The organism is Xanthomonas sp. WCS2018Noco2-27 (genome assembly GCF_031843525.1).
Taxonomy (GTDB): Bacteria; Pseudomonadota; Gammaproteobacteria; order Xanthomonadales; family Xanthomonadaceae; genus Xanthomonas.
In genome coordinates this window covers 68,026-80,484 of record NZ_JAVTIK010000020.1, presented here as the reverse complement: position 1 = coordinate 80,484, position 12,459 = coordinate 68,026, and the positions used below count along the sequence as shown (strand labels likewise).

Here is a 12,459-nt window from a genome sequence, read left to right as displayed (position 1 = left end):
ATGGTTGGTATGCACGGTAGGAGCAGGGTTTGATGCGCGTTGTCGGATCGTGACGCGCCGGCGCAATGTTTGATGTGCAGCGCGCTACAAGCAGCTTTCACGCGACCACCGACCAACGTTCTGGTGCGGTGTCCTCGCCGCTTGCGGGACCGTGTGGCGGCATGGATGCCGCCACCGAGCCCCCAGGGACGGGTTCATGGCGTGTCCCGCGAGCGGTGAGGGCACCGCGCGCTCGACCTGGATTCGGCAGTGGCGCGTTCCTGGTGTTGCCGGGTGTGCCGCGCGACATCGCTCCGCATCGGTCAATCGCCCGGGCGATGCTTGGTTGTGGGGCTCCGTACTGATGAAGTGCGTTGGCGCGTGTTGCGGATACGCCGCCGTTAGAGCAGCGCGCCAGGCGTGCGGTGCCGGCTGAGGCAGTGACGGCCAACTGTGACCGGCTTCAGCATTGATGCGTGTCGCAGCCAACCCAACCGAACCCAACTGGTCAGCAAAAATGCCCGTTTGGGCCTTGACTGCGCAGTCGAATTGGCGGGTCCTGCGGCCTGGCGACGACCGTTCGTCAGACAGTGCTTTGTGCCACAAGGGTTTGCGGTTTTTTCCTACATTTGGTGTTGACCCCTCCCAGCTACCCCACTATCTTGGGGGAGTCGGTGGTTGGCTGCCCCAAGCAGCTGGACCTGAAAGAGCACGAACTGCGGTAGGTACGCGGTCGATCAGCCTCCTCGCCGCAACCGCATTCGGTTTCATCCAGTCATCCAGGGCAACGCCGTGGAGCGGACTGCGTGGGCCGATGAGGTTGCGGTTGTTTCGCCACTGACCACCACGCGACAGCACACCGCGCGGTGGCGGCCGTGGAATCTCCGGTAAGGAGATGGCTGGTGATGGCGATGCCGCCGCAGACTGCGTGTCTTGCGTGCTGGTCGTCCCGCACCGTCATCGCTGTCCAGGGAGTCCGGAACCGGTCGTAGCCCGTCCCCGAGCGGGTTCGTGTGCCTACGCATGGAGGACGCATGACCACCAACGACACCCTTGCCGCGATCGCCGCCGGTACCCTAACCAACACCAGCGTTCCCGCCAGTGTCAGCGCGCCCGCCCGTAGCGCGCCGGAGTTGACCGACCCGTCGGACGTCGTGCCGCCCCCCCGCCAAGCCATTGCAATGCACGCACAGACCATCGAAGAACAAACCGTTTCCACCTGGATCACCAAGGAAGCCGGCAATCGCAAGATTCCGTTCGAGCCGGAGCGCCTGGAGCGCGCCATCGATCAGATCCATGCCGAGTTCCCGCAGCTGGACGTGGCCGACTACAAGCGTTCGGTGTTCGGCTTTGTCGATCGCAAGGACAGCGTCAATGCCGACGACCTGGTCGACCACCTGATCCGCGAGGCTGAAGCCCGCGTCGATCTGACCACCCCGGAGTGGGAGCACTTCGCTGCGCGTCTGTATCTGCGCCGCCTGTACAAGCGCGCCAGCCGCAACCGCTTCTACGACGCCAGCCAGAAGTACGGCTCGTTCGTCGGCCTGCAGGAAAGCCTGGCCGACCGTAATGTCTATTCCAACGACATCCTGCGCCGCTACTCCAAGGACGAGCTGATCGAAGCCGGCAAGATGATCGCGCCCGAGCGCGACACCTTGTTCGCCTACAACGGCCTGTACCTGCTGGCCACCCGTTACCTGGCCACCGACAACTCGCGCGGCGTGTTCGAGCTGCCGCAGGAGCGTTGGCTGACGATTGCGCTGTACCTGATGCAGGACGAGATCGGCACCGGCAAGGGTAGCCGCGAGCGCCGCATGCAGCTGGTGGGCGAGGCCTACTGGGCACTGTCCAACCTGTACATGACCGTGGCCACGCCGACGCTGGCCAACGCCGGCAAGGTCGGCGGCCAGCTGTCGAGCTGCTTCATCGACACCGTCGACGACAGCCTGCAGGGCATCTACGACTCCAACACCGACGTGGCGCGCGTGTCCAAGCACGGCGGCGGCGTGGGCGCGTACCTGGGCTATGTGCGTTCGTCCGGTTCGGCGATCCGCGGCGTGTCCAATTCGTCCGGCGGCGTGGTGCCGTGGATCAAGCAGCTCAACAACACCGCCGTGTCGGTGGATCAGCTTGGCCAGCGCAAGGGCGCCATCGCGGTCTATCTGGACATCTTCCACCGCGACATCGAGTCGTTCCTGGACCTGCGGTTGAACAACGGCGACCAGCGCCTGCGTGCGCACGACGTGTTCACCTCGGTGTGCATCCCGGACCTATTCATGGAAGCGGTCGAGCGTCGCGGCGACTGGTACCTGTTCGATCCGCATGAGGTCAAGCGGGTCAAGGGCTGGTACCTGCAGGATTTCTACGACGAGAAGAAGGGCGACGCCAACAGCAGCTTCCGTCGCAAGTACGAAGAAGTCGTTGCCGACGAGCGCATCACGCGCAAGACCGTCAAGGCGATCGAAATCTTCAAGCGCATCATGGTCAGCCAGCTGGAAACCGGCAATCCGTTCATGTTCTATCGCGATGAAGTCAATCGCAAGAATCCGAACAAGCACGAGGGCATGGTCTATTCGTCCAACCTGTGCACCGAGATCCTGCAGAACATGAGCCCGACGCGGATGATGCAGGAGATCATCAGCGGCAATCAGATCGTCACCACCAAGAAGGCGGGCGACTTCGTCGTGTGCAACCTGTCCTCGATCAACCTGGGCCGCGCAATCATCGCGCAGGACGACCAGGCCGATCTGCTGGGCGCCGACGTGCTGGAGCGGTTGATCCCGATCCAGGTGCGCATGCTCGACAACGTGATCGATCTCAATCAGCTGCCGGTGCCGCAGGCCACGATCACCAACCAGAAGTACCGCGCCATCGGCCTGGGTACCTTCGGTTGGCATCACCTGCTGGCGCAGAAGGCCATCCATTGGAATGCCAAGGAAGCCGAGGATTACAGCGACGAACTGTACGAGCGCATCAACTACCTGACCATCCAGGCGAGCATGGAGCTGGCCAAGGAAAAGGGCACCTACAGCGTGTTCCGCGGCAGCGACTGGCATAACGGCGAGTACTTCCGTGCGCGCGATTACAACAGCCCGCAGTGGCTGGAGTTGTCGGCACAGGTGTCGGTCAATGGCGTGCGCAATGCGTGGATGCTGGCCGTGGCGCCGAACATGAGCACCGCGCAGATCGCTGGCTCCACCGCGTCGATCGATCCGATCTACAGCGCGTTCTACTACGAAGAAAAGAAGGACTTCCGTCGTCCGGTCGCCGCTCCGGGCCTGTCGCTGGAAACCTGGCCGTACTACGAAAAGGGCGCCTACAAGGTCGACCAGTTCGCCAGCGTGCGCCAGAACGCGCGTCGTCAGCGCCACATCGACCAGTCGATCAGCTTCAACTTCTACGTGCCCAGCACCATCCGTGCGAGCACGTTGCTGGATCTGCACATGACCGCCTGGCGCGAAGGCTTGAAGACCACGTATTACGTGCGCTCCAACGACATCGATATCAGTGAGTGCGAGTGGTGTTCGAGCTAAAGCGCATTCGCGCTTTAGCTCCCCATGGTTCGCCTTGCGAACCATGGGCCCCGGCTCATCAGCTCCCACACACCGCGCCTTCGGCGCGCCCCCTAACTTAGGGGGCTTTCCTCCAGCATGATTTGCTGTCGCCGTTCCCTTTTGTACGTGCGACGCCTGAAACACGAGTAGAGACCCATGTCTGCAACACCGCTTGAACGCATCAAAATTCTTGAGCCGCGTCACCCGAACCGTTCGACCAGCATCATCAATGGTCAGACCTCCGGCATCCTCAACTGGAACGACATTCCGTACCCGTCCTTCTATCGGGCGTACAAGGAGCTGTCGACCAACTTCTGGATCCCCGACGAGGTGGACATGAAGGGCGATGCGCGCCAGTACAACGAGCTGTCGTCACGCGAAAAGAATGCCTACGATTCGATCATCGGCTTGCTGGCCACGCTGGATTCGCCGCAGACGCGCTTCATCTACAACGTCGCCGAATACATCACCGACCCGGCCGCGCATGCCAATGCCGCGATCATCGGCCAGCAGGAAGTGATCCATAACGAGAGCTACAGCTACGTGCTGGCCTCGATCACCGGCCTGGCCGATCAGAACCGCGTGTTCGAGCTTGCGCGCACGCACCCGACCATCATCAAGCGCAATGCGCCGATCATGGGCGCCTACGACGACTTCCTGCGCGACAAGACCGCCGAAACGCTGATCCGCGCGCTGATCCAGTCCTCGATCCTGGAAGGCATCAACTTCTATTCCGGCTTTGCGTATTTCTACAATCTGGTCCGCCAGAACCGCATGACCGGCACCGGCAAGATTATCAGCTTCATCAACCGCGATGAGCTGGCGCATTCCAAGTTCATCAGCGAGCTGATTCGCGCCATCATCGGCGAGAACCAGGCGCTGCAGGGCGACCAGCTCACCGACTACGTGCACAAGGCATTCGAGCACGCGATCGATCTGGAAACGGTGTGGACCGCCGAAGTGCTGGACGGCATCGACGGCATCGACGTGGACGAGATGATCCGCTACGTGAAGTATCGCGCCAACAAGATGGCCGGCATGCTCGGCATCGAGAAGCTGTACGAAGGCGCCAACGACAACGTGATGCCGTGGATCAAGGCCTACGCCGACAACTTCACCGAAACCAAGACCGACTTCTTCGAGATGCGCAATGCGTCGTACAAGAAGACCAATTCGGATAATGGGTTCGACGATCTTTGATTAAGGCTAAGTCAACGCCGGGTCTGATCAGTGAGCTGCTTCAAATGCGCATTTAGGTTTGCTCAGTGCTTTAAGGGGGATCGCTGTGCTAGGGCATATTGAGAAAATTTGTGATTCGCTCGAAGACCTTGGCGATTACACGGTCAAAGCTTGGAAAGATGATCGAACTCTAAGCGAGGCATTCGGGTGGAACTGCCCTGGGCTGACACGGCATGACTTAGGTGGAATGGCGACAAAGCTCGCTGCGCGAATCAGAAATGCTGACATCGAAGATATCGATTCCCAAACGCTGTATGTAATTGAATCCTACCCAAGCCGAATCGAGTACCTTAAAATCAACACGGTTCCGCATTTGTATAACGGTAATGCTACGGGTGCATTTCCAGCCTACATCCAGACAATCGAAGCAATAGAAGCGCTTCTAAAGCCTCATCTGGATTGGCAGGAGATTTCTGACAACCGCCTTATCCCCACCAAGCTCCGTAATCGACTGCGGTCAATGCAGGCGACACTCGAAGAGATCGTCCCGGATCGCAACGAACTGCAAGCAAGCATCAAACAAATCGCCGATGCGACCGAAGCGGCAGATTCGCTGCCAGCCGATTTGGAAAGTCTTAAAAGAGCAAGAAACGAAGTAGAGAAAATTTCGACAAGCTCAGCCACGGCCCTGGGGCGTGTCGAGGAACATCATAAACAGAGTGAGCAGTTTGCGAAGAAGGCACAAGTCAGTGCTGAAGAAGCAGATAAACTTGTAAAACAGTGCCAAGAAGCTTATCGCATCACCACGACAACTGGCTTGGCCGCATCATTCGATGCTCGAGCGAAAAGTTTGAACAATTCTATGTGGGCGTGGGTGGTAGGGCTGCTTGTCGCTCTTGGTATAGGAACGTTCATTGGTAGCAGCCGCGTTCGAGAGCTTACTGCTGCCTTGCAGAACGAGACGCATTGGGCAATCGTTCTGACGCATGCGGTGCTCTCAGCTTTGAGCGTGGGTGCACCCATATGGTTCGCCTGGCTAGCAACGAAGCAGATCGGCCAAAGATTCCGCTTAGCTGAAGACTATGGCTTCAAGGCTTCTGTTGCTAAAGCTTACGAGGGTTACAGGCGAGAGGCGGCACGAATTGACAAAGCTTTCGAGGCAAGGCTGTTCGGCTCAGCCCTTACTCGGCTGGAGGAAGCGCCGCTTCGCCTCGTCGAAGAGACAACTCACGGCAGCCCCTGGCATGAGCTTGTAAGTTCGAAGGCTTTTCAATCCGCCATGGATGCTGTTCCAGCTCTTCGCAAAAAGTTTCTTGATATCACGGTGGATAAGAACATCAACAATACCTTGCCAGAAGAGCCGCTTGCTCCGAAGAGCTAGGCTTAGTCTCGCTTACTGGGAAGTACGTCTCTAGGCGCCTAGTAGTTTGCCGATCAGACAAAAAGGCAGTCAAACAGTGCGCATCCTCCTCGCCCACACATCGCTCAGCGGCAACACGCGCGACGTCGCGCGCGCTATCTGCGCGCGCTGCGAGGAACTGGGGCACGAGGTAACCTGGATCGATGCCGACATCCAGACGCTGGCGCAGGCGTGTCCAAACGGTGTCGAGCACGATCTCTATATCCTCGGCAGCTGGAGCATCAATGCTGGGCGCACGCCGCCGGAGATGAAGCGCTTCATCGAGCAGCTCGTCAACGCGGTCGGCAAACCGGAGCGCTTGGCGGTGTTCGGCACCGGCGAGACGCAGTGGGGCGAGGAGAACTACTGCGGTGCGGCCCGGCGCATTGCCGCGTTCTTCGGCACGCGCTATCCGCGGCTGGAGATCGAACAAATGCCCCATGGCGAGCGCGACGCCACCAAGATTCAACGTTGGACCGACACCATTCTTGCCCTTACCGACACACCGTTCGAGAACACCCCCCATGCAGACGCTCCACGCCACCACCCCTGACGACTACGTTGCCGCCCTGGCCGCGCATCCGCGCTTGCTGGTCGACTACTACAAGGACAATTGCCCGGGCTGCAAGATGCTCGACATGTCGCTGATCAAGTTCGCCAACAGCGATGCGGCCGAAGGCGTGGCCTTGTTGAAGGTCAAGCTGGAAGTGGTAGGCGAAGAATTTTTTCGCGACCTGGGCCTGCGGCAGACGCCGACCCTGGCGCTGTACCGCGACGGCAGCGAAGTGGCGCGCCTGCCTGGTTTCCAGTCGCCGGCGCAGGTAGAGACCGCGGTCAAGACCAGCCTCTGAACCTGCATCTGTTCGCAACGCGCCGGCACGCCGTAGCGCTCCTGTAGGAGCGGCCCCGGCCGCGAGGGCATTACCGAGACAACCCACCGCACCAGCCCGTGCAATGGATGCGCGATGCACCTGCCTGCAGCTGTCAATCGGCGGGCCGCCACGTGCAAACCGGATGCCGGTGCCCGCTCATGCGGCATGGCCTGCACTGCGCGCTCGCGCACGCCGCTGCGCGCATCGCGCCGCTTCCCGGCGCCGCCGCTGCTGCAATCGCGTCTGCACGCATCGACCAACCAATCCTCTCAACGGAATCCGCCATGTCAGACAGCCCGCAGACGCCACCGCCGACCGAAGTGCGCATGGTCGAAATCGTGTTCCCCAACCACACCAATCACATGGGCACGCTGTTCGGCGGGCAGGCGTTGGCGTGGATGGACAAGGCCGCGTTTCTGGCCGCCTCGCGCTATGCGCGGCGCGCGGTGGTGACCGCACGCTCGGACCAGGTGGATTTCAAGCTGCCGATCCGCCAGGGCCAGATGGTTGAAACCATCGCGCGGGTGGTGTCGGTGGGGCGCAGTTCGATCAAGGTGGAAGTGGAGCTGATCGCCGAAGACCTGCTCAGCGGAGCGCGCGAGCTGTGCACCCGTGGCCACTTCGTGATGATCGCGCTCGGTGACGATGGCAAGCCGACGATGGTGCCGCCGTTGCCAGCTGCTGGCGCTAAATGATCAAGACCAGCGTGGTCACAGCGCCGCGAGCATTCGTCGGCTGTGAGCGGCGAGGGCGCACGCACCGCAGCGCGCACCTGGCACTCGCCGCCGCCACACCCGCTCGATGATTGCGCAGTTGCCAGATCGCCGTTGTTATTCCTGGACCTCACGGTCCTCGCGCTTGGTTTCTTCCATCGCTTCGGGTTCCAGTTCTTCGGCGCTGCGATTGAGTTTGACGAACACGCCCCAGGCAATCAGCAACAGCGCCGCGCACAGGCCGACGGCAGCGGCATACGGCAGTTTGGCTGGGTCCTCGTGCATCAGCTCGAAGATCGATACCAGCGTTTCGATCGCCAACGCAATCACGATCACCACGAAGAACCGCGACAGGTAGCGGCGCACGCGGGTGGGGCCACTGACTTTGACGTCGCGCAGGATCTCTTCTTCGAAGATGGTCTGGCCCAGTTCCAGCGTCACCAGCGCCACGGTGAGCAGGCCGATCGCCTCCAGCACCACATTGAAGCGGTCGCGCACCACCATGTCGCCGCCCGGGGTGAAGCCATGCCACAACTCCAAGCCGGCCATCCCCACCAGCCCCGCCGCGCACAGCACGAAAAACGCCAGGATCACGAAGTGACCGGCACGGAACAGGTGGCTGAGCAGCTTCATGGGAGGCTACGCGGGTGATGGGACGCAGAGCATCGTGGGCAACGCGTCGTTGCAGCGCGAAGGCTACGCGAACCCGGCGCGCCCTCATCCGGCGCTTTGCGCCACCTTCTCCCGCGAGCGGGAGAAGGGATGTGCCAGAGCAGCGAGGTGTAGCTCCCGCGTGCGGGAGAAGGGACGTACCAGAGTAACGAGGTGTAGTGGAGACGGAGACCATCGGCCCAGTGCCGTGTAGTTACCATCATCCTTGCTCCCCGCTCCCTTCCCCCGCCTGCGGGGGAAGGTGCCCGAAGGGCGGATGGGGGCGCGGTTTACACGTAGCCCAACCGCCCGCACGCACTCCAACAGCCTCAGCTATGCCGCAACACCTGATACGCCTGCAGATGCACATTCGCCGCCATCAGCAGCGGTGCATTGCGACCGGTCTCGCGCACCCGTTTCAGCATGTCGCCAACGATCTGCGCCGCTTCCACATCCTGGCCGGCTTCCAGATCGCGCAGCATCGACGCCTTCAACGGCGAATCCACCTGCAACAAGGTCTGCAAAGCTTTCGCACGCGCCGGCTCGGGAATCGTCTGACCGGCCGCATCGGCGGCCCATAGGCATTCGTTGTACACGCCGTTGATCAACGCACGCCCATCGTCGGTAGCGACGATTGCGCCGACCGGTGCGCGCATCAGGCAGGTAGCCGCTGCCAGTGCGGTGAGGAAGCTGTATTTATTCCACTGCTCCTGCGCGATCTGCGTGCTGGCCACATGGTCAATACCCGCCTGCGTGCACGCTGCGGCAAACGCTTGCACGCGTGCCGAGTCTGCGCTGCCATCGCGCTCGCCAAAGGTGATCGCCGCCGGCTTGCCCAGATGCAGGATCTCGCCCTGTTCGCCCTTGGTCGCACTGATGAAGCACAGCCCGCCCAGCACCCGCGCCGCGCCGAAGCGCTCGTCCAGCGCCGCGTAATGGCGCAGGCCGTTGAGGATCGGCAGCACCGTGGTGTGTTCGCCCACCGCCGGTGCAATCGCCTCAAGCGCGCTATTCAGGTCGTAGGCCTTGCAGCTGAGGATCACCAGATCGAACGGCTGCTGCGCCACCAGCGCCGGCAAGGCAGCGGCAGTGACATGCGCCACCTGCAGATCCGCATCGCCCAGCGGGCTGCGGATGCGCAAGCCATCGGCCTGCAACTGCGCCGCGCGCGCATCGCGTACCAGGAAGGTGACGTCCACGCCGGCCTGCGCCAGACGTCCGCCGAAGTAGCCGCCGGTGCCGCCGGCGCCGAGAATGAGCATGCGCATGATGTGATCTGTCCTCAGTCAATCTGGTTTTGCCCTTCCCCAGCAGGCGGGGGAAGGTGCCCGAAGGGCGGATGGGGGGAAGCGTGTCCGCCAGCAACCGGCGTTCCCAATAAAATCCGTGCCCGGCGTTAGCTACGCAACCCCACACCACGGCGCAGCAGCCACAGCGCCAGCGCGCTGAGCACCGCGACAAAGCCCAGCATCAGCGCGTAGGCCACCCAGATCGGCACGTCGGAGCTGCCGAGCAGGCCGTAGCGGAAGGCGTTGACCATGTAGAAGATCGGGTTGGCATGCGTGGCCGCTTCGGCCCAGCCGGGCAGCAACTTCACCGAATAGAACACACCGCCCAGGTAGGTCAGCGGGGTCAGGATGAAGGTGGGCACGATCGCCACGTCATCGAACTTCTTGGCGTATACCGCGTTGACGAAGCCGGCCAGCGAAAAGATGATCGCGCCCAGCAGCACGGTGGTCAGCGTCACGAAGGGATGCGGGATGCGGACCGGTGTGAAGAACATGGCGATGATCAGCACCAGCGCACCGACCATCACCCCGCGCAGTACCGCGCCGGACACATAGCCCCACAGGATCACCCAGTTGGGCATCGGGCTGACCAGCAGTTCTTCCACGTGGCGGCCGAACTTGGCACCGAAGAAGCTCGACGAAATGTTGCCGTAGCTGTTCTGGATCACGCTCATCATCACCAGGCCCGGCACGATGAACTGCATGTAGGTGTAGCCGCCCATGTCGCCCACGCGCGAGCCGATCAGCCCGCCGAAGATCAGGAAGTACAGCGTCATGGTGATGGCCGGCGGCACCAGGGTCTGGCCCCAGATGCGCAGGATGCGCTGCACTTCGCGGCGCACGATGGTGCCCAGCGCAATCCAGTTGCGTTGGCGGGGTGTTGCGGGAACAGCGGACATCGAAGGCTCCGGGGAACTCATGGGTGACCTGCCGGGCGCACGGGCGCCGCTGTAGCAGGAGCCGGGTCGGCGAGGGTCTCGCCGGGTCCGGTCAGACGAACGAACAATTCTTCCAGCCGGTTGCTCTTGGTGCGCATCGAGCGCACCCGGATGCCGGCATCGCCCAGCGCGGCGAACACGCGGTTGAGGTCCATCGCGCGCGGCATGTCCAGATCCAGCGTGTGGCTGTCAATGGCGGTGAGCGTGGTGCCTTCGATCGCCGGCAGCTGAGTGGGCAGGTCACCGTCGATGTCGAACAGGAAGCCTTCCACGTCGAGCTTGGCCAGCAATTCGCGCATCGGCCCCTGGGTGACGATCTGGCCGTGGTTGATGATGGCCAGATTGCGGCACAGGTGCTCGGCTTCTTCCAGGTAATGCGTGGTCAGGATGATGGTGGTGCCGGCGGCGTTGATCTCTTTCAGCACGCGCCACATATCGCGGCGGATCTCGATATCCACGCCGGCGGTGGGTTCGTCCAGGATCAGCAGGCGCGGCTGGGTCATCATCGCGCGGGCGATCATCAACCGCCGTTTCATGCCGCCGGACAGCGTGCGGCTCATCACCTGAGCCTTTTCCCACAGGTGTGCGCGGCGTAGCTCCACTTCGGCCAGGCGCTCGGCTTCCGCACGCGGCATGCCGTAGAAACCGGCGTAATTGACCAGGATGTCGAAGGGCTTTTCAAACAGATTGAAGTTGACCTCCTGCGGCACCAGGCCGATCAGCCGCATCGCCTCGCTGCGATGGGCGACCAGATCGGTGCCGAACACTTCCACCTGCCCGCCGGACAGGTTCACCAGCGAGCTGATGATGCCGATCAGGGTCGATTTGCCGGCGCCGTTGGGGCCGAGCAGGGCGAAGAAATCGCCTGGCGCCACATCCAGCGACACGCCCTTGAGCGCCTGGGTGCCGTTGTCGTAGGTCTTGCGCAGATCGCACACGCGCAGGGCGGGTGCGGTGATCGGAGATGGGGAATTCAAGGTGTTCCTTCGCGTCAGCGTGACGGCGCAGCGAGTTGCAGGCCGTTATTATAGAAGCCCGCGGGGGCAAGCCCCGATCACAGACTGTCCTAAATACGTTCGTGCCTGTTCAATTTCCCCTCAAGCTTGTTGACCGGCGCATGATTGCGCCCACCGTGGCCCACTGCCAGTTCGTGCGTGACGACGGGCAGCCGCTGGATTTCCAGCCCGGGCAGTTCATCCAGATCCATTTCAGCGGTGCCGATGGCACGCCGACCAAGCGCAGCTATTCGCTGGCGACCATTCACGATCACGCGCTGGGACCGGGCGAGGCGGTGGATATCGCGGTGAGTTTCGTGCCCGGCGGCTCGGCCACCGCGCTGTTCGAAGGCCTGCGGATCGGCGACCAGTTGCAGGCCAGCGGCCCGTATGGCCGTTTCTGCCTGCCGCCGGGCGATGCCAACCAGCGCTATGTGCTGATCGCCACCGGCACCGGGGTTACCCCGTACCGGTCGATGCTGCCGTTGCTGGCCGAGGCGATCGCCAGCCGTGGCGTGCAGGTGGTCCTGCTGCAGGGCGCGCGCACCCCGGCCGAGCTGCTGTACGGCGAGGATTTCCGCGCGTTTGCCGACGCGCACCCGCAGTTTCGCTACGTGCCGTGCTTGTCGCGCGAGCTGCCTGACTCGCCGCATGCCGATGTGCGGCACGGCTATGTGCAGCAGCATCTGCCCGAATTCGCGCCCGATGCCCAGACCGATATCGCCTATCTCTGCGGCAACCCGGACATGGTGGACACCTGCGTCGAGGCACTGAAGGCCGCTGGTCTGCCGAACGCGCAGATTCGTCGCGAAAAATACGTCAGTCCGCCACCGGCAAAGACCTGAGGACCGCCGGCGCCGCCGCGATGGCGCCGGCAACCGCAGGCGTGC

At 62.3% G+C, this 12,459-nt stretch carries 11 protein-coding genes; 7 read left to right on the top strand and 4 right to left on the bottom strand.

The window, feature by feature from the left end:
- The first annotated feature begins 1,013 nt into the window (after positions 1-1,013).
- The 6 genes from RQH86_RS21625 (at position 1,014) to RQH86_RS21600 (ending at position 7,678) form a co-directional block, all read left to right on the top strand.
- Positions 1,014-3,512, top strand: a complete 2,499-nt coding sequence (locus RQH86_RS21625) for a ribonucleoside-diphosphate reductase subunit alpha (protein ID WP_055847057.1) — start codon at positions 1,014-1,016, stop codon at positions 3,510-3,512.
- Between the two features lie 177 nt (positions 3,513-3,689).
- On the top strand, positions 3,690-4,733 hold the full coding sequence (locus RQH86_RS21620) for a ribonucleotide-diphosphate reductase subunit beta (RefSeq protein ID WP_115514209.1): 1,044 nt from the start codon (positions 3,690-3,692) through the stop codon (positions 4,731-4,733).
- Positions 4,734-4,818: 85 nt separating this feature from the next.
- Positions 4,819-6,093: a hypothetical protein gene (locus RQH86_RS21615; RefSeq protein WP_311239348.1), complete on the top strand. Its 1,275-nt coding sequence runs from the start codon at positions 4,819-4,821 to the stop codon at positions 6,091-6,093.
- Between the two features lie 76 nt (positions 6,094-6,169).
- Positions 6,170-6,664: a flavodoxin gene (locus RQH86_RS21610; RefSeq protein ID WP_311239347.1), complete on the top strand. Its 495-nt coding sequence runs from the start codon at positions 6,170-6,172 to the stop codon at positions 6,662-6,664.
- A complete protein-coding gene (locus RQH86_RS21605; protein ID WP_311239346.1) occupies positions 6,636-6,962 on the top strand; it encodes a thioredoxin family protein in 327 nt (108 codons plus the stop codon). The genes RQH86_RS21610 and RQH86_RS21605 overlap by 29 nt, the downstream gene beginning before the upstream one ends.
- 305 nt (positions 6,963-7,267) lie before the next feature.
- A complete protein-coding gene (locus RQH86_RS21600; protein WP_311239345.1) occupies positions 7,268-7,678 on the top strand; it encodes an acyl-CoA thioesterase in 411 nt (136 codons plus the stop codon).
- Positions 7,679-7,813: 135 nt separating this feature from the next.
- Here RQH86_RS21600 and RQH86_RS21595 read toward each other — a convergent pair whose 3' ends face one another.
- The 4 genes from RQH86_RS21595 to RQH86_RS21580 all read right to left on the bottom strand — a co-directional run bounded on the left by RQH86_RS21595 (position 7,814) and on the right by RQH86_RS21580 (position 11,551).
- Positions 7,814-8,329 carry a hypothetical protein gene (locus RQH86_RS21595; RefSeq protein ID WP_055847079.1) on the bottom strand — a complete coding sequence of 172 codons (516 nt, stop codon included), beginning with the start codon at positions 8,327-8,329 and terminating at the stop codon, positions 7,814-7,816.
- Positions 8,330-8,676: 347 nt separating this feature from the next.
- On the bottom strand, positions 8,677-9,615 hold the full coding sequence (gene panE, locus RQH86_RS21590) for a 2-dehydropantoate 2-reductase (protein ID WP_311239344.1): 939 nt from the start codon (positions 9,613-9,615) through the stop codon (positions 8,677-8,679).
- 128 nt (positions 9,616-9,743) lie between these two features.
- Complete coding sequence (locus RQH86_RS21585) at positions 9,744-10,556, bottom strand: ABC transporter permease (RefSeq protein WP_193552480.1); 813 nt, start codon at positions 10,554-10,556, stop codon at positions 9,744-9,746.
- Positions 10,553-11,551, bottom strand: a complete 999-nt coding sequence (locus tag RQH86_RS21580; protein ID WP_115529432.1) for an ABC transporter ATP-binding protein — start codon at positions 11,549-11,551, stop codon at positions 10,553-10,555. The genes RQH86_RS21585 and RQH86_RS21580 overlap by 4 nt, the downstream gene beginning before the upstream one ends.
- 35 nt (positions 11,552-11,586) lie before the next feature.
- On the opposite strand from RQH86_RS21580, the gene RQH86_RS21575 reads away from it, so the two are divergent.
- Complete coding sequence (locus RQH86_RS21575; RefSeq protein WP_311239343.1) at positions 11,587-12,414, top strand: ferredoxin--NADP reductase; 828 nt, start codon at positions 11,587-11,589, stop codon at positions 12,412-12,414.
- Positions 12,415-12,459 lie beyond the last annotated feature (45 nt).